This is a genomic window from Sphingomonas abietis (genome assembly GCF_027625475.1).
GTDB lineage: Bacteria > Pseudomonadota > Alphaproteobacteria > Sphingomonadales > Sphingomonadaceae > Solisphingomonas > Solisphingomonas abietis.
This window is the reverse complement of record NZ_CP115174.1, coordinates 2,941,885-2,965,698: the sequence shown is the minus strand read 5'-3', so window position 1 is coordinate 2,965,698 and position 23,814 is coordinate 2,941,885. Positions and strand designations below refer to the sequence as shown.

Below are 23,814 nucleotides of genomic sequence, written 5' to 3'. Positions count from 1 at the left end.
ATCGGGCTGGGCGACGCATGAAGATACTGGTTGTCGAGGATGACGCCGTGGCGGCCGCCTTCATCGTGCGGGGTCTGGACGATGGCCGCAATATCGTCGCGCACGTCGCGACGGGGCATGAGGCGCTGGACCGGCTGACGCGCGATGCCTTCGATGTCGTCGTGCTCGATCGGATGATCCCCGGGATGGACGGCGTCTCCGTGCTGGCGGGCGCGCGGGCCGCGGGCGTCACTACGCCGATGCTGATGCTCACCGCGCTCGGCAGCATTGAGGATCGCGTCCAGGGGCTGGATGCCGGGGCCGACGATTATCTGACCAAGCCGTTCGCGATGTCCGAGCTGATTGCCCGGCTGCACGCCATCGTGCGGCGGCGCGGGCTCAGCCCCGACGTGGCGACCGTGCAGAGCGGCCGGATGATGCTCCATCTGCTGCGGCGGGAATTGCGGATCGATGGCGACCTCGTGCCGCTTCAACCGCGCGAGTTTCGCCTGCTGGAGGAGTTGGTGCGCAATGCCGGCCGCATCGTCTCCCGTTCGATGCTGCTCGAGGCGGTGTGGAATTTCCATTTCGAGCCGCAGACCAATATCGTCGAGAGCCATATGAGCCGGCTCCGCACCAAGCTCGGCCTCGCCGGCGTCCGCGATGCGATCGAGACCGTGCGTGGCGCGGGCTACCGGCTGCGGAGCGACGAGCCGGCATGATGCGCAGCGCCGCCTATCGGATCTCGATCATCTATTCGCTGGCCTTTTCGCTGGCGATGGTCGCGCTCGGCGGCGCCGTCTATCTGTCCGCCCATGTCGCGCTGCGCGGCCAGCTGGACGATCGCATCTCGGCGGAAACCAGTTCGCTGCTCAGCGAATATCATCGCGAGGGCGAGGGCAGCCTGCGCGGCCTGATCCTGCTGCGCGGCACGGCACAGGCGACGCGCTCGCTCGGCTACGCGCTTTACGCGCCCGATGGCCGGCGGATCGTCGGGACGCTGAACGCCGGGATGCCGCAACCGGGCTGGCAGACCATCCTGTTTCAGGATGGCGACGACAGGGCGGACAAGGCGCGCGCCCTGACTATCGTGCTGGCCAATCGCGAACGGCTGGTGGTGGCGGCCGACCGGGATGCGATCGACGGTATCGATCATGCCATTGTGGGCTCGCTGTTGATCGCGCTGCTGGTGGTGATCGGCATCGGCGCGGCGGGGGCGTTGTTGCTGGGCGCCTATCTGCGTCGGCGGTTGTCGACGATCAGCGTCGCCGCCGAAGGCATCATCGCGGGCGACCTGCACACGCGCATCCCGATCGGGCCGCGCGATGACGAATTCGATCGGATGTCGCGCGCGCTCAATGCGATGCTCGACAGGATCGGCGCACTGATCGAGACGCTGCGCCAGGTCTCGAGCGATATCGCGCATGACCTGCGGACGCCGCTGACCCGGCTGCGCAATCATCTGGAGGATGGCCTCGCCGAGGCGCCGGGCAATGCCACGATCGCGCGAGCGATCGAGCAGAGCGACGACGTGCTGGCATTGTTCGGCGCGATCCTGCGTTTGTCTGAAATCGAGGCGGGGCGTCTGCGCGAGACCTTCCGGCCGGTCGATCTCTCGGGGCTGGCGGCCGAGATCTGCGACAGCTACGCCCCGGCGATCGAGGATCGCGGCCGCACGCTGGATTGCGCGATCACGGCCGTCGCGCCGATCCGCGGCGATCGCGAGCTGATCGCGCAGGCGTTGATCAACCTGCTCGACAATGCCCAGGCGCATACGCCGCCCGGCACGCGCATCCGGTTGGTGTTGGAACCGATCGCAGGTGGCTGCCGGCTCGGCGTCATCGATGATGGTCCGGGGATCGCCGCTGCCGATCGCGGGCGGGTGACGCGCCGTTTCGCCCGGCTGGAAGCCAGTCGCAACACGCCGGGCCACGGGCTAGGGCTGAGCCTCGTCGCGGCGGTCGCGCATATCCACGGCGCTGCCCTGGTCCTCACCGACGCCGGACCCGGCCTTTCGATCAGTCTGGAATTTACCGCATGAGACGGTTTCGTGCCGCCGCGTTCGGCGCGCTGCTGCCGTTGGCGGCGTGCCAGCATTATGCCCCGGCGCCGCTTCCCGAGGCAGCCCTCTTGGCACCCGCCGTCGATCCGGCGGCGCAGACGGCCCCGCTGACGGTCGATGCGGTCGTGCGGCTGGCGTTGCGCGACAATCCCGATCTCAAGACGGCGCGCGCGGCGCGCGGGATCGCCGATGCCGAGCTGATCCAGAGCGGCATCCTGCCCAATCCGTCGCTGTCCGGCGCGATCCTGCCGCTGATCTCCGGCGTCGGTATCGTACCGGCGTGGAATGTCGGGCTGACCCAGGACGTGAAGGCGCTGATCACCTACCGTTCCAAGCGGCGTGCCGGGCGGGACGTGCAGGGCCGTGCCGCCGCCGATCTGCTGTGGCAGGAATGGCAGGTCGCGGGGCAGGCGCGGCAACTGGCGGTCGATCTGATCGGCACGCGCCGGCAATTGCCGATCGTGGAGCAGGCCTTCGCGATCCTGTCCGCCCGCAACGCCGCGATGGACGCGGCGCTGCGGGCGGGCAACACGACGCTGGTGCTGGCCGCGCCCACACTCGCGGCGGTGCAGGCGGCGCGAGCCAGCCGGGATGCGGTCGAGCAGCGCGAACTGCAGCTTCGCCACCAGCTTGCCGCGTTGCTCGGTCTCGAGCCCGATGCGCCGCTCCTTCTGGCCCCGGCGGCGGAGCTGCCGCCGATCGATCCCGCCGCGATCCGAGCCAGCCTAGTCACATTGCCGCAGCGCCGCCCGGATCTGCTGGCGTTGCGTCTGGGCTATGCCGCGCAGGAGGAGTCGGTGCGACAGGCGATCCTCTCCCAATTCCCCGATCTCGTGCTGGGGGCGACAGGATCCAGCGACTCCAGCAAGGTCGTCAATCTTGGTCCTCAGGCGACGATCGGCCTGCCGGTGTTCGATCGCGGCCAGGGCAATATCGCGATCGCGCGGGCGACGCGGGCGCAGCTCCGGGCCGATTATGCGGCGCGTCTCGCGACCGCCACGGGCGAGGTCGCGGCGGCGCTCACCGAGATCGAGCAGCTGGGCCGCCAGCTCGCCGCGCAGCGGGCCGACCTGCCGGCGGTGCGGCGGGCCGCCGACCGTGCCGTCGCCGCGCGCGGCGCCTCGGCGATCGACGAGGCTGCCTATGTCAGCCTGCTGACCGCCCGCTTCACCAAGGAACAGGATGTGATGACGCTCGAGCTGGCGATCATGGACCGGCAGGTCGCGCTGCAGACTTTGATCGGCGCGGGGCTGCCCACGGTCGATCTTCTGACGATGACGGAGCCTGCGCCATGAACCCGCCGCGGACAAGGCGGACGATCGGGGCCGGGGCATCCGCCGCCTTCACATGCGCGAGCCTGTTGCTGCTCGCCGGTTGCGGCTCGGGTGATCAGGCCGCCGCGCCGGCACCGACCGTGATGGTGACGACGGTTGCGCCGCGGCAGGGACAGGTCACGCGCTGGCTGACCGCCTATGGCAGCGCCACGCCCTCGCTCGACGGGTCGCAGACGCTGAGCGTCGCCCAGCCCGGACAGGTGGCGAGCCTTGCGGTGACGCCGGGCGCGTCGGTCTCCGCCGGGCAGGAGCTGCTCCACTTCGCGGTCGCACCCTCGACGCTGGCAAGCTACGAGGCCGCCGCCACGACATTGGCCAGCGCCAGCAAACAGCGCGACACCACCGCGCAATTGCTGGCCCAGCAGCTCGCCACCCGCGATCAACTCACTCAGGCCGAGAAAGCGGTGGCGGATGCCCAGGCCGCATTGACCGCGCTGCGTCGCGAAGGCGCCGGCCAGGGTATTCATATCCTGCGCGCGCCGTTCGACGGCATCGTCACCGCCATTCCGGTGGCGCAGGGCGATCGCACGCTGGCCGGCGCGGCGCTGGTCACGGTGGCGCGCAAGGGCGCGATCATCGTCACCGTCGGCATCGATCCGGCGCTGCGGCCATCGTTGCGGGTCGGGCAGGCGGCACGGCTGGCGGGGCTGGCCGACCAGGCCGACACAGCCGCACCGATCGCCGGCAGTATCCTGCGGATCGATGGTCAGCTCAACCCGACCACCCGCCTGGTCGATGTCGATCTTCGTTTCCCGGCCGGTGCGATCCTCGCGGGCCAGGCGGTGCGCGCCGATATCGCGGCCGGGCAGGATAGCGGCTGGGTGGTGCCCCACGACGCGGTCGTGACCGGCGGACAGGATTCCGCCAACGTTTTTCAGATCGTCGCCGGCAAGGCGCACGCGGTGCCCGTGCAGCTGATCCAGACCGATGCCCGGCAGGACGTCGTCTCCGGCGCGATCGATGCGCGCCGGCCGCTGATCGTCGGCGGTGCCTATCAGGTGGCGGATGGCGATGCCGTCCGCAGCACCCGCTGATGGGGGTCGCAGACTTCATCGAGCGCCAGTCGCGCGCGATTCTCGCCGTCGCCTTCGCTTTGGCGCTGGCCGGCATCGTGGCGGCGCTGACTCTGCCGATCGGGCTGTTCCCGCAGGTCTCCTTCCCGCGCGTGGTCGTCGATCTCGACGCCGGCAGCCGCCCGGCGGACCAGACCGCGATCCTCGTCACCCGTCCGGTCGAGGAGGTGCTGCGCACCGTCCCCGGCGTGCAGGACGTGCGTTCGGAGACGACGCGCGGCTCGGCGCAGGTGTCGATCGACTTCGGCTGGGGCCGCGACATGGTGGCGAGCACGCTGCTGGTCGATGCCGCCATTGCCCGCGCGCTGCCGACGCTGCCGGCCGGCACCGCCTATAATGTTCGCCGGATGGACCCCACGGTCTTCCCGATCATCTCCTATGCGCTGGTTTCGGAGCATCCCGAGGCCGACGCGGTCTCGTTGAAGGATCTCGGCACCTACCAGATCACGCCCCTGCTGTCCGGCATCCCCGGCCTGTCGCGGGTCGACGTGCAGGGCGGCGACACCGCGGAGGTCGAGGTGCTGGCCGATCCCAACCGGCTCGCCGGCTATGGCCTGGCGATGGCGGACGTCGCCACCGCGATCCGCAACGGCAATGTGCTGAGTGCGGTCGGCCAGGTGCAGGATCGCGGCCGGCTCTCGCTGGTGCTCGCCGATCGCAGCATCGCCACCCCGGCACAGGTCGGCGATATCGTGATCAAAGCGACGCCGCAGGGCGTCATCCATGTCCGCGACGTCGCCACCGTCCAGCCGGGGGTGGTGCCGGTGTGGCAGCGCATCGTCGAGGACGGCAAGCCCGCCGTTTTGCTCAACATCTACGAACAGCCCGACGGCAACGCCGTGCAGATCGCGCACAGCGTCTCGGCAGAGCTGGCCCGGTTCAAGCTGCCGCCCGGGGTGAAGCTGGTCTGCTGGTACGATCAGAGCCAGCTCGTCACCCAGTCGGTGGCGAGCGTGCGTGACGCGGTGCTGATCGGGCTGGTGCTGGCGGCGCTGGTGCTGCTGCTGTTCCTGCGCAGCTGGCGGGTGACGCTGATCGCGGTGATGGTGGTGCCGGCGACGCTGGCGGCCACGGTGCTGGTGCTCAGCATCCTCGGCATGAGCTTCAACATCATGACGCTGGGCGGCATCGCCGCCGCGGTCGGCCTGCTGATCGACGACGTGATCGTGATGGTCGAGCATATCGCGCGGCGCGCCGGCGTCTTGCGCGAGGATGGCGCGGGGCCGGTCGGCAATGCCGCGGTGCTGCCCGCGGCGCGCGAGTTTATGACGCCGCTGACCGGCTCCAGCCTCGCGACGCTGATCGTGTTCCTGCCGCTGTCCTTCCTCTCGGGCGTGACCGGTGCCTTCTCCAAGGCGCTGTCGGTGACGATGGCGGCGGCGCTGGCCATCTCCTGGGCGATGACCGCGTTCGTGGTGCCCTTGCTCGCCCGCCGGCTGGTCGATTTCGGCCGGTGGCAGGATCCGGGCCATGGCGGCGAAGGCCGGCTCGATCGTGTGCATGGTCGTGCGCTCGGTGGCCTGGGGCGTCGCCCCTGGGTGCTGGCGGTGCTGCTCGTGCCGCTGCTGGCGGTCGGCTATTTCGCCTATTCGCAGGTGCCGACCGGCTTCATGCCGCAGGTCGACGAGAGCGGCTTCGTGATGGATTATTATTCCAGGCCAGGCACCTCGCTGATCGAGACGAGCCGCGAGATGGCTGAGGTCGATGCGCTGCTGAAGGCCAATCCCGACGTCGAGACCTTCTCGCGGCGGCTCGGCACCGGGCTCGGTGGCGATCTCGGCCAAAGCTATCATGGCGACTATTTCGTTCGGCTGAAGGCGAACCATGCCAAGCCGACCGAAGAGGTGATGGCCGACGTCACCGCCGCGATCACCGCCCAGGTGCCCGGTCTCGATATCGAGGTCGCGCAGCTGATGGAGGATCTGATCGGCGATCTGACGGCGGTGCCGCAGCCGATCGAGATCAAGCTCTTCTCGTCCGATCCCAACAGCATCGCGCCGGTGGCGGAGAAGGTCGCGGCGCTGATCGGCAAGATCGACGGCGTCGAGGAGGTCAAGAGCGGGCTCCAGCTCGCCGGCGACGCGCTCGACGTCAAGGTCGATCCGGTTCGTGCCGGCTTCGAGGGGACCGCGCCTGCCGACATCGAGACGGCGGTGAGCGACGCGCTGACCGGCGCGGTGGCGACCTCGCTGCCGCAGACCGACAAGGTGATCGACGTCCGCGTCCGCCTGCCCGATGCGCTCACCCTGACCCAGGCGCAGCTCGCGCAGCTGCCGATCCGCGCGCCTGACGGTCACATCTTCCCGCTTTCGCGCGTCGCCACCGTCACGGTGCTCACCGGCCAGCCGCAGATCGCACGCGAGAATCTGGAGCCGATGGTCGCCGTCACCGGGCGCATCGTCGGCCGTGGCATCGGCGCGGCGGTCGGCGACGTGAAGACCGCGCTCGACAAGCCCGGCGTGCTGCCGCCCGGTATCCGCTACGAACTGGGCGGACTCTATCAGCAGCAGCAGATCGCCTTTTCCGGGCTCGCCAAGGTGTTCGCCGCGGCGCTGGTGGCGGAGTTCGTGCTGCTGCTGGTGCTGTACCGTCGCTTCGCGATCCCGGCGATCATCATCGGCTGCTCCCTGCTCTCGACCACCGCCGTCTTCGTGGCGCTGTGGCTGACCGGCGTGGAACTCAACATCACGGCGCTGATGGGGATGACGATGATCATCGGCATCGGCACCGAGATGGCGATCTTCTATATGTCCGAATATGCCGAGCTGGCGGAGCGGATGCCGCCGCGCGCCGCCGCCCGCGCCGCGAGCGGCAACCGGTTGCGGCCGATCACGATGACGACGCTGGCGGCGATCCTGACGCTGCTGCCGTTGGCGCTCGCCATCGGCCAGGGGTCCGGCATCCAGCAGCCGCTCGCGATCGCGATCATCGCCGGGCTGCTGCTGCAATATCCGCTCGTCCTGCTGGCGATGCCGATCCTGGTCCAGTGGGCCGATCGCCATCGCCCCGCACATCCGGTGCCCGCAACGGCGGGCTGATAATCCTATCGTCTGATGGAGATGACCATGCGCCTTTCCGCTCTCGTTCCCTTGCTGCTCAGCAGTGCCACGCTGGCCGCCGCACCCGCATCGACCGTGACGACCACTTTGCCGGGGCCCGATGGCGGATGGGACTATGCCGGTGTCGATGCCGCGCACGCCATGCTCTATGTGGCGCGGGCCACGTCGGTGACGGCGTTCGATCTGGCCGATGGTGGCAAGGCGCGGTCGATCGGCGCGATCGCGCACGGCCATGCCGTCTTGCCGCTGCCGGGCGACCGCCTGCTCCTCACCAGTGGCGACGATAACAGCGTGCGGATCTTGCGGGCGGCCGACGGCACGGAGCTGGCGCATATCGCCGTCGGCCAGAAACCGGACGGTGCCGTGTTCGATGCGGCTTCCGGCAAGGCCTATGTCATGGCCGCAAAGGATGGCGTCGTCGACGTGATCGACACCAGGACCGCCAAGATGATCGGCACCGTCGCGCTGAAGCCCGGCCTCGAATTCCCCGCGCTCGACAACAGGGGCACGCTGTTCGTCAACAACGAGGATGAGAATGAGATCGAAACCGTCGACACCCGGACGATGAAGGCGGGCGCCCCGATCGCGCTGCCGGGATGCGAGGCGCCGAGCGGGCTCGCTTACGATGCGAAGACCGGCCGGCTGATTTCGGCCTGCGACAATGGCAAGGCCGCCATCATCGACGCGCGTGCGCGAAAGCTCGTCGCGCTTCTCGATATCGGCCAGGGGCCGGATGCGGTGATCCTGGATGCTGCGCGCCGCCTGGCCTGGATTCCCTGCGGCAAGAGCGGTGAAATCGACCGGATCGCGCTGGATGGCGCGGCCGGCCCCAGGGTCGTCGCCATGCTGAAGACGGAGGTCGGCGCGCGCACCGGCGCCCTCGATCCGCGAACCGGGCACGTCTATCTGCCGACCGCGGCGTTCGGCGTGGCCGCCTCCGGGCAGGCGCGTCCGCCGATCATGCCGGGCACCTTCCATGTCCTCGTCGTCAATCCGGCGACGACGGGCTGACAGCCGTGCAGAAAAAAGGGGGCCGTCGTCGGCCTTCCTACCGTCGTCTCCCGGCGTTTAGAAAGGGACCGTCGCGCCGAGGCGGACGGTACGCGGCCGCATCGGCGTAATCTGATCGGCGTTGGTGACGCCGAACGGATCGCCCAGTGCAAAGATGTTGCCCCGGGCGTTGAGCAGATTGTTGGCGGCCAGCGACAGCGTCACGCGACCGACCGGCACGCTCATCCCGAGCCGGGTTTCGACATAGCCACCTTGGTGCAGGTCGAGCAACGGGCCGACGCCCAGCCGTGAATGGCCGACGTAGTCGGCCGAGCCTGTCAGGCTGATCGGGCGGCCGGCGAACTGCATATGATAGGTGAAGCCCAGCCGGAGCGTCAGATCGGCGATGTTGGGTAGCGACGCGTCCTTCTCGCCGGCGAAGGCGGGGTCGGGTTTCGACAGGTCGCTCTCATTGGCGAAGAGGGCGCCGTCGACCGTGAGGGTGTCGGTCGGTCGCCAGCTCGATTTGAGTTCGATGCCGGCGATCCGGCCCGATCCGATATTGGCGGTGTAGGGCAGGCCCTGCGCATCGACGAGATCGGCCTGGATATCCTCCCAATGCGCATAGGAGAGGGCGGCTACCGCACTGAACCGATCGCCGGCCGCACCATAACGCAGGCCCGCCTCCCAGGTCGCGACGCTGTCTCCTTCGAAATGCTGGACGGCGCCGGCCTGGACGGCGATCCCGCCGGGCCGGAATCCCTCCTGATACCGCGCATAGAAGGCCAGGCGCGGCGCCGCTTTCCAGGTCAGGCCGATCGACGGGAGGGCCGCAAGGGCATGGCGGTCGTGATCGTCGTCACCGCTCGCCAGATCGAGCACGTCGCCGACCTGGCGGGTCACACTCAACCGCCCTCCGGCGGTCGCGAACCAGCGCGAGCCCAGTGCGAGGGTCGCTTCGCCATAGAGCGATGCCTCTTCCACCGTGTTGCTGGTGCCGGCTAGGCTGGCCTCCGCGCCGGCCGGGCCGAGCGTGCGGCGCAATCGATCGGCGCTGCGCAGCAATTCGATGCCGATCGTCCAGCCGCCGCCGGTCGCGGCCCTGTGCGACAGCCGGGTCTCGTTGGTGACGAGCATGATGTCATGCTGTTCGTGATAGCGCGTCGGCGTGGCGATCGCGGGGCTGGCATCATAGGTCGATCCGACATCATGATCCACGACCGATGTCGCGGAGATCAGCGATACCGTGCCCATCTGATGGTGGATTTCCAGGCTGGCGAGCGAGTAATCATTGTCGAACGGCTGGGCGATGACGCTTGCGCGCTGGAGCGCGGGCAGGCCGCGCGTGGCATATTGGCCGTCGCGGCTGTCGATATCCTGACGGACGCCGCCGAGATCGATCGTCCAGTCCGGGGCCGGGGCGAAGCGCAGCGTCATCCGCCCGCCGCGCGTGATGGTCCGGTTGATGGCCGATTTGCCGCGCGACGGATCATCGATATAGCCGCCGTCGAGGCTGCCATAGCCCACCATCCGCAGCGCCAGCCGATCGTCGATCAGCGGGACGTTGAGGATGATCGCGCCATCGCCGCTCGCGGTGCCGTGGGCGGTGTTCGCAATGCCGGCAGACAGGCTCCCGGCCCAGTGCGTCAGATCGGGCGGGGTCGGTTGCAGGCGAATGACGCCGCCGAGCGATCCGGCGCCATAGAGCGTGCCTTGTGGCCCCTCCAGCACCTCGACCGATCCGATGTCATAGAGCGCGAGATCGGGATCCGGCGCGCTGTAATTGAGCCGGACGTCGCCGAGATACTGGCCGACCGTGGCTTCGGTCGGCCCGTTGAAGCTTGAATCGGCAATGCCCCGGATGAACAGCTTGTTGCGACCCGGCCCGAGGTGGGTCGACGACAATATGGGCAGGAGGGCGACCAGTGTGTCGCTGCCTCTGGCTGCCTCGGCCCTGCTGAGATCGGACGGATCGAGCATGGCGACGCTGCCGGGATAGTTCGACAGCGCGGCCGATCGCTTGCTGCCGGTGACGACGATCTCGGGGATTGGGGGCGGGATTGTGGCGCGTACAGCATGGCGGAGCGGCGCAGGCGGGGAGCGGCGAACGACCAGAAACGTCTGTGCATCGATCTGTCGAAACCAGGCAGGCGTCCCTGCGAGCATATGGCTCAGCGCGGCGGCGGTGCTCATCCGGCCATGCACGGCGTGAACGCGAATCTCGCCCAGCGCGGAATCCGCAAGCCCGATCGTGATGCCAGCGGTTTCGCCGATATTGACCAGCGCCGTCCGTAACGGGCCAGCGGCGATGTTGTACGTCGTCGCGCCGCCCATGGCCACGCCGCCCGTCGAAGCCACGCCCATCGCACCGACACCGGTCCAAGCCATGCCCGCCAAGGCGAGCGCGCCGATCCGCCTCACCGGGCGGGCGGAAGAATTCGCACGCGGGCGCCGTCCTGCCGTATCGAGACGTTCATCACGGCGGCGATCCGCCGCAGCATCAATGCCCGATCCGCGGCCAGGATGATGACACCCGTGAACTGGCGGTGCGCCAGTTCGGGATCGATCGTCACCGGTTGGCCGAGGCAGCGCGACAGATCGTCCGCCACCTGCGCCAGCGGGGCCTGGCGGTAGGACAGGCGGCCCTGCTGCCAGAGCCCGACCGCCTCGGCATCGATCCGCCGGATCACAGCCTTCGATCCGCTTACGGCGTCGCCGACGGTGATCGCCTCGCCGCGATCGAGCCGAACGGCCGCCCCACCCGGATCGTACATCAATGCGCCCTCCCGCACGGCGACCTGCGTGCCTTGCGGCGAGCGTATCACGTCGAAGGCCGTGCCGATATCTTGGAACCGGGCACCGCCGGCCTGCAGGGCGAAGGGGTGGGCGACGTCATGGACGATGCTGAAGAAGGCCTCGCCCCGCTCGACCGTCGCGGTGCGGGAATCGGCGCGATCCAACTGGACCGAGCTATCCCCGTTGAGTGCGATCCGGCTGCCGTCCGCGAGCATGATCGCGCGGGTCGTGCCGGGTGCCGTCTCGATCCGATAGAATTGCGGGTGACTGCCGATCAGGGCCGGCAGCGCGATCGCCGCGACGATGCCGGCCGCCACGGCGCCCCCCAGGCCCGCACCCCAGCGCCACCGACGCCGGGTCGCTCGTGGACGATCCTCCTCGTTGTCATTGTCGTTCGTCGCCGACCCATGCGATGCGATCCGCTGGGGGGACGATCGGGGCGCCAGATGGGCGGTGCCCTGCTCGATCAGCAGCGACGCTTCGTCGAACAGCGCGGCATGTCGCGGATCGGCTTCGAGCCACGCGACATGCGCCTCCCAGTCGGTGAAGGTGGGGTCATGGATGCGACGCACCCAGTCGAGGGCTTCCGACCAGGCGACCTCTCTAGCGGACGTCATCATCGGGCTCCGGATCGGTGTAGAGGGTGGAGTCGCTGCGACCATAAGCCGCCTGAGCGTTCGCTACGGCACGGTAAGCCTTTTGCAGATGCTTTTCGACGGCGCTCAGCGAGATGCCGAGATCCTGGGCGATGTCGCGCTGGCTCACGCCATCCAGCCGGTAACGACGAAAAATCTGCTCGGATCGCGCGCCGAGCGTCGCGAGCGCCCGATCGACGTGGCGCAACCGTTCGCGCGCGATCAGCACATGCTCGGCATCCGGAGTGTCGTCGATCGGGCCGATATCCTGTTGAAAATTGGCCTCGCGATGACTCCGCCGGACGTCGCTCCGCCGCCGGTCCAGCATCAGATTATGGGCCATGCGATACAGATAGGCGAGCGGATCGTCCGCCTGGGACAGCGAGACGGAGCCGAGTTTCAGCCACAATTCCTGCACGAGGTCTTGCGCGGCTTCGCCTGCGCCGCGCGCTCGAAGATAACGAAGCAGGGCCGGACGGGCGGTCATGAATGTTTCGGCGAGCGGCGGAGCCGCCATTTCTATTCTCCGTCCTCGGCACTCGGCGGGCGGACGATAAGCAGGATGAAGCAGGTGGGTAAAGCGGGGAAGCGCCGTCTCCGACGGCAATGGCGCTCGCCCTGTTCTCGCCACGGCGCGCGATCGCGCGGGCGCGGCCTCAGGCTGATCGGTCAGGGAAGGGGAGATGGCGCGGGACATCGGTATCTGGACGTTGTTCACGCCGCAAACCCGCACTCCCATCGCCCGGCGTGGGCGAGGCGCCGCGGCGGGAGGCATCCACCATCCCGCCGGGCCTCGTCGAGTTTGTTTCAGGCGGCGCTTGCCGCCATCCGCGCGGCGAGCTTCTCTTCCTCGGTCCAGACCCTGCGCTCCCGCACTTTCTGCGGTTTGATCTGCTTCGCCGGGCCGCCCCCCAGCACCGGCGCGCGTTGGGTGGAGTGCCGCGCCACCTCGCAATGCCAGGGATGATCGTGCTGGACCGTCAGCGTCCGGCCGATGGTCCGTTCCACATCATGCAGCCAGGCGCGCTGTTCGGCATCGCACAGGGTCACGGCATAGCCGCTGCGCCCGGCGCGCCCGGTGCGGCCGATCCGGTGGACATAGGCCTCCGGCAGGCTCGGCAGGTCGTGATTGAAGACATGGGTGACGGTGTCGACGTCGATGCCGCGCGCGGCGATGTCGGTTGCCACCAGAACCTGCACGTCACCCGCGCGGAAGGCGTCGAGCGCGCGCTCGCGCTGGCCCTGCGACTTGTTGCCGTGCAGCGCCTCGGCGGTGATCCCGGCCTCGCTGATGAAGGCGCAGACCTCGTTGGCGATGTTCTTCTGCAGGGTGAAGACGACCGCCTGGCCCATGTCCGGCGTCCGCAGCAGTTCGAGCAGCGCCGCCTTCTTGTTCGCCGCATTGAGGAACATCACCGACTGGTCGATGCGATCGACCGTGGTCGACGGCGGGGCGATCTCGACCTTGGCGGGATCGCGCAGCAGGCTGTCGGCGAGCGCGGTGATCGACTTCGGCATGGTCGCCGAGAACAGCAGGGTGTGGCGATCCGCAGGCAGCGTCGCGACGATGCGCTCGATCGGCTTGGCGAAGCCCATGTCGAGCATCTGGTCGGCCTCGTCCAGCACCAGCGCCTCGAGCGCGGACAGGTCGCACAGACCCTGCTCGATCAGGTCGAGCAGGCGCCCCGGCGCCGCCACGATGATGTCCACGCCCTCCTTGAGCGCATTGACCTGGTGGAACTGGCTGACGCCGCCGAAGATCGTGGTCACGCTGGGCTTGAGATGGCGGCCGAAGCTCTCGAAGCCGGCGGCGATCTGGGAGACCAGCTCGCGGGTCGGGGCAAGGACCAGCACGCGGGCGCCGCCCTTGGGGGCGGGGCGGGGATCGGCAGCAAGGCGATGCAGCAGCGGCAGCGCGAAGGCCGCGGTCTTGCCGGTGCCGGTCTGCGCCATGCCCAGCATGTCGCGCCCCTCGAGCAGCATCGGGATCGACTGGGCCTGGATCGGCGTCGGGCTGACATAGCCCTCTTCGCTGAGCGCCTGCAGCAAAAACGGCGCCAGAGAAAGATTGGCGAAAGTCGTGTTCGTCATCACGCGGCGCCTCCAGCGCTGAGCAAGGCTGCGCCTGATCGGGCTTAGCGGTTGATAAGCGCGGGCGTCTAGAAGCGATGCTGCATCGCGTCAATGTGGAAAGCAGGGGGCGGGGGTGGTGGCGCCCATGGTCGCAGACGTCGCTATCGGGGCATCCGGGCATAAAATAATGTTTGTCCGTACAATTGACGGATCATCCCGAATCGGCCATCACGAGGCGACGGCTCCCCGCATCAGACGGTGACCGCAATCAGATAGGAGATGGGATGCGGGCCAGCCACGCCACCCTTGTTGACGTATGGCGGCCAAGACCAAGCCAATAGAGCATCGGGCCGACAGGGCTTTGGGCCAACAACGCTTTGGGCCAACAACGCTTTGGAGACGTCCGGCATCGTGGATGCCGGATCGCGCATGCCATTTCGAAAACATAAAACCGGAGAGGAAATCAGACATGCCGCACGCCGGTATCAGCTTTCACGCGCGTCGCCACAGGGGCCGTTTATGTGCCTCAAGCGGGCTCGCCATGCTTGCCCTGTCATGCGTGGCGGCGCCGGCCGTCGCCCAATCCCAGCGCGACCAGTCGGCCAGCGAGGCACCCGCCGCGGTGCAGCCGACCCCGTCGCCGGTGCTGCCGGTCCAGTCGGCCAATGCCACGCCCGGCCCCTATCAGACCTATGATGCGCTCGCGATGCGCGGGTGGGAGCGGCCGCTGCCCAAATCCGGCGACACGCTGCTCGGCGACAAGCTGGGCGTTCGCGATGCGCTGGCGGATGCCGGGATCGGCTTCATCGGTTTTGCCAGCAACGCGATCCAGTATAATTTCCTGCAAAATGATGGCGGCTATAAGGGCAGGCAGCTCTACAACGCCCAGAAATTGACCCGCAACGTCAGCAATGCGGCGATCTTCGCGACCTATGATCTCGGCCGGATCGGCATCACCAACGGCCAGTTCATCTTCTCGGCGCTCTATACGTCGAACAGCTTCAACCGCGTCGACGGGCCGAACGCCACCCGCATCGGGCGGCTGGCCTATTACCAGTCGCTGTTCAACAAGAAGGTCGAGTTCAAGATCGGCTATTTCGACAATGGCTTCGAATTTCTCGGCACCCAGACCGGCGGCAGCCTGGCCGGCGGCACCCTGGGGCCGCAGGCGAGCGTGCCCAACGAGGTCGGCCTGTCCTATTCCGGCTTCTCGACGCCGACCGCCAATATCCGGATCAACTTCAAGAATCATGTCTATACCAAGCTCGGCATCCAGCGCAGCCTGCCGCCGGGCGGCGCCACGCCGGAAGTGGCGGCCAATTCGTCCGGCCTGCGCTTCCACATACCGGGCACCGGCCTGCTGACGATCGGCGAGGTGGGCTGGGATCAGCCGGCCAAGCCGGGCACGCTGGCCACCTGGGTGCGCGCTGGCGGCATCTACAACAGCACCAATTTCAATCGCTTCCAAGGTGGGCAGAGCAAGGATAACTGGGCGACCTACATTGCGGTCGATCACCAGCTGTTCCAGATCGACGACAGCAAGGCCAATCGCGGCCTCTATGTCGGCGGCACCGTCAACTACGCGCCGCCGCAGCAGAATTTCATTTCGCAATATTATGAAGGCCGCATCTACGGCGTCGGCCTGGTGAAGAGCCGGCCCTTCGATCTCGCCTCGATCGTCGCCAACGCCAATATCTACAGCAAGCAAGGGCTCGTCGCGCGCACCGCCGCCGGGCAGGGCAACTTCAAGCAGACCTATTCGGTGATTGCCAGCTATGCCTATCGCCTGACTCCCGGCCTCTATTTCCAGCCCGGCATCGGCGCGGTGGTGCATCCCATCTACAGCCCGCGCTTCGACACCGCGGTGAACGGCTATCTGACCCTGACCTTCTTCATCTGATGTGCGGAAAGGCTTGCTCTTTCCTTGCCTTGGCGTATTGTACGGACAAAGAAACATGGAGAGTCGTCGGTGACCCAATCCGCCATCAAGGTCGGCGAGAACCGCTATCGCGCCAGTTACGGCCGCTATCTCGAAGAATTCCACGTCGGCGACATCTACGAGCATCGCCCGGGCCGGACGATCACGGATGCGGACAATATCCAGTTCTCGCTGATGACGATGAACGCGCACCCGATGCACTGCGACGCGCATTTCGCCGCGCAGAGCGAGTTCGGCCGGCTGCTCGTCAACAGCGGCCTCACGCTGGCGATCGTGCTGGGCATGACGGTGAACGACGTCAGCGGCAAGTCGCCTGCCAATCTCGGCTGGACCGGCATCAAGCTGACCCATCCGGTGTTCGCCGGCGACACGCTCTATGCCGAATCCGAGGTGCTGAACCTGCGCGACTCCGCATCGCGGCCGACGCAGGGCATCGTCACCACCCGCACCCGTGCCTTCAACCAGCATGGCAAGCAGATCATGGAGTTCACCCGCAACTCGCTGGTCTACAAGCGTGGCCATGCGCCGGGTGACGTGCCCCCGACGGGCGACGCCAAGACCGTGTGACCCGTAATCAATGATGCGGGCGGCGCACGAGACCCCAGCAAGGGGCGCCGCCGTCCGCGATGAGGAGAGATGCCCGTGATGGCCAGTGTCACCCCCATTCCGTCCGGTGCGCGTTCCGGCGCGCCCCCCGGCGTCAACGCCGGACCCCGGCTGGATCGCCTGCCGATCGCCCGCTTCCATTGGCGGATCCTCGGCCTGATCAGCGCCGGCGCGTTTCTGGATGCGTTCGACGTCTATCTGGCCGGCGGCGTGATCGCGGCGCTGAAGGCCGCGCACTTCGCGACTTTGGCGCAATGCGCCACCTTCCTGTCCGCCACCTTCCTCGGGATGCTGATCGGTGCCGCGATCGCGGGCTATCTCGGCGATCGGCTGGGCCGGCGCTATTCCTATCAGTTCAACCTCGCGCTGTTCGGCTTCGCCTCGGTGGCGGCAGTGTTCGCGCCATCCATGCCCTTCCTGATCCTGTGCCGTTTCGTGATGGGCGTCGGTCTCGGTGCCGAACTGGTGGTCGCGGCGGGCACGCTCGGCGAGTTCATCCCGCCCAGTCACCGCGGCCGCTGGGGCTCGATCATGGGCACGATCATCGGCTCCGGCCTGCTGGTGGCGACGATGATCGGCTTCGTGGTGATCCCCAATCTCGGCTGGCGGGTGATGTTCGCGATCGCCGGTGCCGGCGCGCTGCTGATCTGGGTTCTCCGCAAGAAGATGCCGGAATCGCCGCGCTGGCTGGAATCGGTCGGGCGGCTGGACGAGGCGGAGGCGCTGCTGCGCGAGATCGAGCGGGAGGTCGAGGCCGAGAAAGGGCCACTGCCAGCCCCGGTGGACGCGCCGATGGCGCCGCTCACCAGCGCGCCGCTGTCTGGGCTGTTCGCCGCCGGTATGCGCGGGCGCCTGATCGCGGCGACGCTGACCGCGGTCAGCATCAACGTCTCGGTCTATGGCTTCGTCGCTTGGCTGCCGACCTTCCTGGTCAGCAAGGGGCAGACCATGGTGCAGTCGCTGGGCTTCACCACGATGATGTCGTTCGGCAGCATCGTCGGCTCGCTGATCGCGGTCGCCATCGCGGACAAGGTGTCGCGGCGGACCTCGCTGATCGGCAGCGGCGTGCTGATCCTGTTGTTCGGCGCGCTCTACCCCAATGCGGAGGGCGCGGTGGCGCTGGCCGTGACCGGCTTCCTGCTCGTCACCAGCATCTATGTGCTGACCGCGATCGGGCTGTTCCTCTACGTGCCGGAGCTGTTCCCGACCGCCTATCGCCTGCGCGGCACCGGCTTCGCCGGCATGTGCGCCCGTGCCGCCTCGATGGTGACGCCGTTCCTGACGGTCGCGCTGTTCCAGCGCTTCGGGCTGGAGGGCGTGCTGGCGATGGTCGGCGTGGTGCTGGCGATGATGATGATCGCGATCCTCACGGTGCGGATCGAGACACGCGGCGCCTCGCTCGACGAGATTGCGCACAATGCCGAGGCGCTGCCCGAGACGGTGACGCTCGGCCTGGTGGGAGAGGGATGATGATTTCTCGCAACTATGCCGCGTTCGCGTGCGGCCTGACGCTCGATGCGGTGCCCGATACGATCCGCTCCCGCGCCTGCCACCTGATGCTCGATGCGATCGGCACCGGCCTCGCCGCGCTCGGCGAGACCTGGGGCGAGCGCGCCTTCGCTGCCGCGCAGGAGCTGGGGCAGGGGCGGGCCGCCACGCTCGGCCACGGCCGGGCGCTCGGCCCGCGCGAGGCGGCGCTGGTCAATGGCGTGCTGATGCACGGCCTCGATTATGACGACACCCATTCGCGCGGCGTGATCCATGCGACCGTCACCAGCCTGCCGGCGGCACTGGCCGCTGCCGATCACAAGGCGGCGAGCGGCGCCGACATGCTGACCGCCTATATCGCCGCGATGGAAATCTCGACGCGGGTGGGGAGCGTCGCCGCCGGTGGCTTCCACCGTCACGGCTTCCACCCGACCGGCCTGGTCGGCGCGTTCGGCGCGACGGTGGGGGCGGGGCTGCTGCTCGGCCTCGACGAGACGCAGCTGGTGATGGCGCAGGGCATCGTCCTGTCGATGGCGGCCGGCAGCCTGGAATTTCTGGAGGACGGCGCCTGGACCAAGCGCATCCATCCCGGCTGGGCGGCGAGTTCTGCCTTCACGGCGGCGACGCTGGCCAAGCACGGCTTCGTCGGCCCGCGTGCCGCTTATGAGGGGCGCTTCGGCCTCTACGCGCTCTATCTGCGCGACGCCGCGCCCGCCCTGCTGGCGGAGGCGACCCGAGGATTGGGTGAGGTCTGGGAGATTGCCGAGGTCTCGGTGAAGCCGCTGCCGGCCTGCCACATGACCCATGCTGCGGGCGATGCCGCGGCCGCGATCTGCGCCGAACATGGCCTGTCGGGCGATCAGATCGCCAAAGTGACGGTGCTGGTGCCGGAGGGCGTGGTGCCGATCGTCTGCGAGCCCTCGGCGCCCAAGAAGGCGCCGGCGACCGCCTATGACGCGCAGTTCTCGATCCCCTATGTGGTCGCCACCGGGCTGCTGAAAGGGCGCTTCACGCTCGACGAGCTGGATGGGGCGGCGCTGGCCGACGCGCAGGTGCTCGCGCTCGCCCAGAAGGTCGATTACGCGATCGATCCGGCCACCGACTATCCCACGCACTTCACCGGCGAGGTGATCGTCGAGACGATCGACGGCCGCCATATCGCCAGACGCGAGGCGATCAACCGCGGCGCGCCGGATCGGCCGATCACCAATGACGAGATCCGCGCCAAGTTCGATGACAATGCCGCACGCCACCTGCCCCGCGCGCAGGCCGATGCGATCGCCGACGCCGTGCTGACCATCGCCGATCGGCCGGCCGCCGATCTTGCGGACCTGCTCGCCGCCGTTGTGCCGGCCCCCATTCTGGAAGGAGTTCCCGCGTGAACATGGAAAGCCCGATCAGCGCCAATGGTGCGGTCAACGAAGAGGAACAGATGATCCTCGACACCGTCGAGAAGTTCCTCGAAGCCGACGTCAAGCCGCACGTCGCGCATCTCGAACATGACGATATCTATCCGCAGGAGATCGTCGACAAGATGAAGGAGCTCGGCTTCTTCGGCCTGATGATTTCGCCCGAATATGGCGGCTTCGGCATCTCGACGCTGACCTATGCGCGGATCATCGAGAAGATCTCGGCGGTGTGGATGTCGGTCGGCGGCATCATCAACAGCCACATGATCATGGCGATGACGGTGCAGCGCTGCGGCACGCCCGAGCAGAAGGCGCATTACCTCCCCAAATTCGCCACCGGCGAGCTGCGCGGCGGCATCGGCCTGACCGAACCCGACGCAGGCACCGACCTGCAAGCGATCCGCACCACCGCGAAGCGCGAGGGCGACGAGTATGTCGTCAACGGCACCAAGATGTGGATCACCAATTCGGGCAGCGGCAACACCATCCTGCTGCTGGTCAAGACCGACCCCACCGCCGAGCCGCGCCACAAGGGCATGAGCCTGCTGATCGCCGAGAAGGGCCCGGGCTTCGTCGTCTCGAAGAAGCTCGAAAAGCTCGGCTACAAGGGCATCGACAGCTGCGCGCTGGCGTTCGAGGATTATCGCGTGCCGGTCGACCGGCTGGTCGGTGGCGTCGAGGGGATCGGCCTCAAGCAGGTGCTCGGCGGGCTCGAGCTTGGCCGCATCAATGTTGCGGCGCGCGGCCTCGGCATCGCGCAGGCGGCGCTCAACGAGTCGGTCGCTTACGCCCAGACCCGCAAGACGTTCGGCAAGCCGATCTGCGAGCATCAGGCGATCCAGCTCAAATTGGGCGAGATGGCGACGCGCGTCGCCGCCGCGCGGCTGCTCACCGAGAGCGCGGCGATGGCCTATGACCGCGGCGAGCGCTGCGACATGGAAGCCGGCATGGCGAAATATTACGCCACCGAGGCCGGGCTCGAAAACGCCACCGAGGCGATGCGCATCTTCGGCGGCTACGGCTATTCGAAGGAATATCCGATCGAGCGGCTCTACCGCGACGCGCCGCTGCTGACGATCGGCGAGGGCACCAACGAGCTCCAGCGCATCATCATCGCCAAGCAGATCATCGCGAGGAATCCGGCGTGAACGCACTTACCCCCGACATTGCCGCCGCTCCTGTTCCGGCAGCGGGACAGGCTGCCATCCAGCCGCTCGCCGGGCTGCGGATCGTCGCGGTCGAGCAATATGGCGCTGGCCCGTTCGGCACCCAGCAGCTCGCCGATCTCGGCGCCGAGGTCATCAAGATCGAGAACCACAAGGATGGCGGCGATGTCGGCCGCCATGTCGGCCCGCATTTCTTCGGGCCGGAAGACAGCCACTTCTACGAGGCGTTCAACCGCAACAAGAAGAGCCTCGGCCTCGATCTCAAGAGCGAGGAGGGGCGCGGCATCCTCGAAAAGCTGGTCGCTTCGGCCGACGTGGTGTTCAACAATCTGCGCGGCGATCTGCCGGCCAAGCTCGGTCTCGATTATGCGACGCTCGGTGCGGTCAACCCGCGCATCGTCTGCGCGCATCTCTCGGCCTATGGCCGCACCGGCAGCCGCGCCAACTGGCCGGGCTATGATTATCTGATGCAGGCCGAGGCCGGCTATCTGTCGCTCACCGGCGAGCCGGACTCGCCACCGTCGCGCTTCGGCCTGTCGATCATCGATTTCATGACCGGCACCACCGCCGCGATGGCGATCCTGGCCGGCGTGGTCGCGGCGCGGGCGCAGGGCGTCGGCCGCGATTACGACGTCAGCCTGTTCGACGTCGCATTGTCCAACCTCAACTATGTGGCGGAATGGTATCTCAACAGCGGGGTCACGATCGGCCGCACGCCGCGCTCGGGCCATCCCTCGCTGACCCCCAGCCAGCTCTACACCACCGCTGACGGCTGGATCTTCATCATGTGCAACAAGGAGAAGTTCTGGCAGGTGATGGCGCCGCTGATCGGCAAGCCCGAATGGGCGAGCGATCCGCGCTACGCGACCTTCCAGGCGCGGTTCGCCAATCGCGGCGCCTTCAACGCCGATCTCGATGCCGTGCTCGCGAAGCGCACCACCGCCGAGTGGATGGCGCTGTTCGCGGGCAAGGTGCCGGCAGCACCCGTGCTCGATGTCGGCGAGGCGCTGGACAATCCGTTCGTGCGCGAACAGGGGCGGATCATCGATTTCGCCCATCCCGAGCATGGTGCGTTGCCCGGTGTCGCCTCGGCGGTGCGCGCCGGCGGCGCGGCCCATCCGGCCAAGGCGGCGCCCACGCTGGGGCAGGATACCACCGATATCCTGACCTCGCTCGGCTTCGGCGCGCACGAGATCGCGGCACTGCGCGAACAGGCGATCGTCCGCTGACTTTGTGCTGTCCCTTGGGCTACGAGGGGATGTCCGGACAACCGGACATCTTGATCGTGCCCAGGGGACTAGTGATGACGCCGCCGCTCCAGCAGCAACCGAGATATCTCCAGCTTGCCCAGACGCTGATCGCGGAGATCGAATCCGGCCGCTATCCGGTCGGCGGGCTGATCCCGACGGAGTATGAACTGTGCGACCAGTTCGGCGCGAGCCGCTTCACGGTGCGCGAGGCGATCAAGCGGCTGGTCCAGCTCGGCATGGTGACGCGGCAGGCCGGCGTCGGCACCCGCGTCATCGGGCCGCGGCAGGAGACCGGCTACACCCAGGTGATCGAGGGTCTGTCGGATCTTCATCGCTACACGTCGGAGACCCGGCTCGACATCCTCCGGCGCGAGGTGGTGGAGGTGTCGGGCGACGTCGCCGAGGCCCTCCACGCGCGGCCGGGCGAGGCCTGGTTGCTGATCGAGGCGCTGCGGCGGACGGGCACCGAGACGCCGCTCGCACTGTCCAGCATCTACATCCACCCGGCCTTCCGGGGGCTGGAGTTCGGCGGCGCGGACGATCACACCCCGATCTACACCCGCATCGAGCAGCAGTTCGGCGAGCAGATCGTCGAGGTCCGCCAGCATCTCGAAGGCATGGCGATCGACACCCGATCGGCGCCCTTGCTGGGCGTGAAGCGCGGATCGCCCGCCTTGCTCGTCACCCGCCTCTATCTCAACCGCCGGGGCGAGATCGTCGAGATGGCGATCAATATCCACCCGGCCGATCGCTATTCCTATTCGCAGACCTTCCGTCGCGACGATCGCGGCGCGCTCACCTGAGAGGATCACCATGTCGCTTCCCGCCCGCTCCATCCTGTTCGTTCCCGGCGACCGGCCCGAGCGCTTCGACAAGGCGGCGGCGAGCGGGGCCGACATGGTGGTGATCGACCTGGAGGATGCGGTGCTGATCGACCGCAAGGCGGCGGCGCGCACGCTCGTCCACGAGGCACTGGCGGCGCTGGATGCGCCGCGCTTCGTGGTGCGGGTCAACAGCGTGGGCACCGACTGGCATGGCGAGGATGTCCGCGCGCTGGCGGGGCTGCCGGGACTGGCCGGGCTGATGCTGCCCAAGGCCGAGGCGGCCGAGGATTTCGCAGCGATGCAGGGGGCGGGCGTGCCGCTGCACGCGCTGGTCGAGACGGTGCGTGGCGTGCTCGGCCTGTCGGCGCTCTGCGCGACCGAGCGGCTGGTGCGGCTGTCCTTCGGCACGGTCGATTTTCAGGTCGAGGCCGGGATCGACGGCGATGGCGAGGAGCTGGATGCGGTGCGCACGATGATGGTGCTGCACTCGAAGGCGGCCGGGCTGGAGGCGCCGGTCGATGGCGTCTCGGTCGATCTCTCCGATGACGAAGCACTCGCCCGCGATGCGTGCCGTTCGCGGCGCTTCGGCTTCGGCGGCAAGCTGTGCGTGCATCCGCGGCAGGTGGCGGTGGTCAACGCGGCGTTCGCGCCGAGCCGCGCCGATGTCGAATGGGCGGAGCGGGTGATGGTTGCGCTGTCCGGCGGACATGGCGCGGTGGCGGTCGACGGCAAGCTGATCGACAAGCCGATCGTTGACCGTGCCCGCCTCGTACTGGCGGCCCACGAAAGCTACGGCATCGCGGCTTAGCGGAGGAACGGTAGCCTCGCTCGTCATGCTGAACTTGGTTCAGCATCCCGTTTCCTCTGGGCGTGAAGGGCCAAGAGGTGCTGGGATCCTGAAACAAGTTCAGGATGACGGCATCTTGGCGGAGGCTGGACCCGGCCCCGATTGCTTAAAAAGCTGATCGTCCGGGAACCGTATCTGAAAAGACAATCTTGACATTTGAACCAAAATGGTTCACAAGATCGCCCTGTTCCAGACTATCCGGAGATTCGGCATGGTCTATGCGATGTCCTTGATCGCCATCGTCGCGCGCATTCTGGTGTGGGTGGTGGGAAGGCCGGTCAGCC

General features: G+C 67.8%; 18 protein-coding genes. 14 read left to right on the top strand and 4 right to left on the bottom strand.

The window, feature by feature from the left end:
• Nucleotides 1-17 precede the first annotated feature (17 nt).
• From PBT88_RS14050 to PBT88_RS14025, 6 genes are read left to right on the top strand one after another with little or no spacing between them, the layout of a single operon-like run.
• Nucleotides 18-701: a response regulator transcription factor gene (locus PBT88_RS14050; RefSeq protein ID WP_270075954.1), complete on the top strand. Its 684-nt coding sequence runs from the start codon at nt 18-20 to the stop codon at nt 699-701.
• Entirely contained in the window at nt 698-2,020 is a 1,323-nt protein-coding gene (locus PBT88_RS14045; protein WP_270075953.1) for a sensor histidine kinase, read from the top strand. Before PBT88_RS14050 ends, PBT88_RS14045 begins: the two co-directional genes overlap by 4 nt.
• A complete protein-coding gene (locus PBT88_RS14040) occupies nt 2,017-3,336 on the top strand; it encodes a TolC family protein (protein ID WP_270075952.1) in 1,320 nt (439 codons plus the stop codon). The genes PBT88_RS14045 and PBT88_RS14040 overlap by 4 nt, the downstream gene beginning before the upstream one ends.
• Nucleotides 3,333-4,409: an efflux RND transporter periplasmic adaptor subunit gene (locus PBT88_RS14035; RefSeq protein WP_270075951.1), complete on the top strand. Its 1,077-nt coding sequence runs from the start codon at nt 3,333-3,335 to the stop codon at nt 4,407-4,409. Before PBT88_RS14040 ends, PBT88_RS14035 begins: the two co-directional genes overlap by 4 nt.
• Entirely contained in the window at nt 4,409-7,486 is a 3,078-nt protein-coding gene (locus PBT88_RS14030) for an efflux RND transporter permease subunit (RefSeq protein WP_270075950.1), read from the top strand. The genes PBT88_RS14035 and PBT88_RS14030 overlap by 1 nt, the downstream gene beginning before the upstream one ends.
• Nucleotides 7,487-7,513: 27 nt before the next feature.
• A complete protein-coding gene (locus PBT88_RS14025; RefSeq protein ID WP_270075949.1) occupies nt 7,514-8,518 on the top strand; it encodes a YncE family protein in 1,005 nt (334 codons plus the stop codon).
• 57 nt (nt 8,519-8,575) lie between these two features.
• Here PBT88_RS14025 and PBT88_RS14020 read toward each other — a convergent pair whose 3' ends face one another.
• The 4 genes from PBT88_RS14020 to PBT88_RS14005 all read right to left on the bottom strand — a co-directional run bounded on the left by PBT88_RS14020 (nt 8,576) and on the right by PBT88_RS14005 (nt 14,019).
• Nucleotides 8,576-10,885: a TonB-dependent receptor gene (locus tag PBT88_RS14020; RefSeq protein WP_270079271.1), complete on the bottom strand. Its 2,310-nt coding sequence runs from the start codon at nt 10,883-10,885 to the stop codon at nt 8,576-8,578.
• Nucleotides 10,886-10,914: 29 nt separating this feature from the next.
• The gene (locus PBT88_RS14015; protein ID WP_270075948.1) at nt 10,915-11,910 is read right to left on the bottom strand and encodes a FecR family protein; all 996 of its coding nucleotides are present in this window, start codon (nt 11,908-11,910) and stop codon (nt 10,915-10,917) included.
• Nucleotides 11,897-12,646, bottom strand: coding sequence for an RNA polymerase sigma factor (locus tag PBT88_RS14010; protein ID WP_326521541.1), 750 nt, complete (start codon nt 12,644-12,646; stop codon nt 11,897-11,899). Before PBT88_RS14010 ends, PBT88_RS14015 begins: the two co-directional genes overlap by 14 nt.
• 89 nt (nt 12,647-12,735) lie before the next feature.
• Nucleotides 12,736-14,019, bottom strand: a complete 1,284-nt coding sequence (locus PBT88_RS14005) for a DEAD/DEAH box helicase (RefSeq protein ID WP_270075947.1) — start codon at nt 14,017-14,019, stop codon at nt 12,736-12,738.
• A 523-nt stretch (nt 14,020-14,542) separates the two neighbouring features.
• Between PBT88_RS14005 and PBT88_RS14000 the strand changes: the two genes are divergently transcribed.
• From PBT88_RS14000 to PBT88_RS13965, 8 genes are all read left to right on the top strand, one after another.
• On the top strand, nt 14,543-15,901 hold the full coding sequence (locus PBT88_RS14000) for a carbohydrate porin (RefSeq protein WP_270075946.1): 1,359 nt from the start codon (nt 14,543-14,545) through the stop codon (nt 15,899-15,901).
• Between the two features lie 69 nt (nt 15,902-15,970).
• The gene (locus PBT88_RS13995; RefSeq protein ID WP_270075945.1) at nt 15,971-16,507 is read left to right on the top strand and encodes a MaoC family dehydratase; all 537 of its coding nucleotides are present in this window, start codon (nt 15,971-15,973) and stop codon (nt 16,505-16,507) included.
• Nucleotides 16,508-16,585: 78 nt separating this feature from the next.
• Nucleotides 16,586-18,016: an MFS transporter gene (locus PBT88_RS13990; protein ID WP_270075944.1), complete on the top strand. Its 1,431-nt coding sequence runs from the start codon at nt 16,586-16,588 to the stop codon at nt 18,014-18,016.
• Nucleotides 18,016-19,416 (top strand): MmgE/PrpD family protein, encoded by a 1,401-nt coding sequence (locus PBT88_RS13985; RefSeq protein WP_270075943.1) that lies wholly within the window; start codon nt 18,016-18,018, stop codon nt 19,414-19,416. Before PBT88_RS13990 ends, PBT88_RS13985 begins: the two co-directional genes overlap by 1 nt.
• Nucleotides 19,417-19,418: 2 nt before the next feature.
• Nucleotides 19,419-20,591, top strand: a complete 1,173-nt coding sequence (locus PBT88_RS13980) for an acyl-CoA dehydrogenase family protein (protein WP_270079269.1) — start codon at nt 19,419-19,421, stop codon at nt 20,589-20,591.
• Nucleotides 20,588-21,838 (top strand): CaiB/BaiF CoA transferase family protein, encoded by a 1,251-nt coding sequence (locus tag PBT88_RS13975; RefSeq protein WP_270075942.1) that lies wholly within the window; start codon nt 20,588-20,590, stop codon nt 21,836-21,838. Before PBT88_RS13980 ends, PBT88_RS13975 begins: the two co-directional genes overlap by 4 nt.
• Nucleotides 21,839-21,912: 74 nt before the next feature.
• Nucleotides 21,913-22,662 carry a GntR family transcriptional regulator gene (locus PBT88_RS13970; RefSeq protein WP_270075941.1) on the top strand — a complete coding sequence of 250 codons (750 nt, stop codon included), beginning with the start codon at nt 21,913-21,915 and terminating at the stop codon, nt 22,660-22,662.
• A 10-nt stretch (nt 22,663-22,672) separates the two neighbouring features.
• The gene (locus PBT88_RS13965; protein WP_270075940.1) at nt 22,673-23,491 is read left to right on the top strand and encodes an HpcH/HpaI aldolase/citrate lyase family protein; all 819 of its coding nucleotides are present in this window, start codon (nt 22,673-22,675) and stop codon (nt 23,489-23,491) included.
• Nucleotides 23,492-23,814 lie beyond the last annotated feature (323 nt).

Coding starts and splice junctions, on each gene's coding strand:
- PBT88_RS14050 (WP_270075954.1), top strand. CDS start 18: ATGAAGATACTGGTTGTCGAGGATGACGCCGTGGCGGCCGCCTTCATC.
- PBT88_RS14045 (WP_270075953.1), top strand. CDS start 698: ATGATGCGCAGCGCCGCCTATCGGATCTCGATCATCTATTCGCTGGCC.
- PBT88_RS14040 (WP_270075952.1), top strand. CDS start 2,017: ATGAGACGGTTTCGTGCCGCCGCGTTCGGCGCGCTGCTGCCGTTGGCG.
- PBT88_RS14035 (WP_270075951.1), top strand. CDS start 3,333: ATGAACCCGCCGCGGACAAGGCGGACGATCGGGGCCGGGGCATCCGCC.
- PBT88_RS14030 (WP_270075950.1), top strand. CDS start 4,409: ATGGGGGTCGCAGACTTCATCGAGCGCCAGTCGCGCGCGATTCTCGCC.
- PBT88_RS14025 (WP_270075949.1), top strand. CDS start 7,514: ATGCGCCTTTCCGCTCTCGTTCCCTTGCTGCTCAGCAGTGCCACGCTG.
- PBT88_RS14020 (WP_270079271.1), bottom strand. CDS start 10,885: ATGGCTTGGACCGGTGTCGGTGCGATGGGCGTGGCTTCGACGGGCGGC.
- PBT88_RS14015 (WP_270075948.1), bottom strand. CDS start 11,910: ATGACGTCCGCTAGAGAGGTCGCCTGGTCGGAAGCCCTCGACTGGGTG.
- PBT88_RS14005 (WP_270075947.1), bottom strand. CDS start 14,019: ATGACGAACACGACTTTCGCCAATCTTTCTCTGGCGCCGTTTTTGCTG.
- PBT88_RS14000 (WP_270075946.1), top strand. CDS start 14,543: ATGCTTGCCCTGTCATGCGTGGCGGCGCCGGCCGTCGCCCAATCCCAG.
- PBT88_RS13990 (WP_270075944.1), top strand. CDS start 16,586: ATGGCCAGTGTCACCCCCATTCCGTCCGGTGCGCGTTCCGGCGCGCCC.
- PBT88_RS13985 (WP_270075943.1), top strand. CDS start 18,016: ATGATTTCTCGCAACTATGCCGCGTTCGCGTGCGGCCTGACGCTCGAT.
- PBT88_RS13980 (WP_270079269.1), top strand. CDS start 19,419: ATGGAAAGCCCGATCAGCGCCAATGGTGCGGTCAACGAAGAGGAACAG.
- PBT88_RS13970 (WP_270075941.1), top strand. CDS start 21,913: ATGACGCCGCCGCTCCAGCAGCAACCGAGATATCTCCAGCTTGCCCAG.
- PBT88_RS13965 (WP_270075940.1), top strand. CDS start 22,673: ATGTCGCTTCCCGCCCGCTCCATCCTGTTCGTTCCCGGCGACCGGCCC.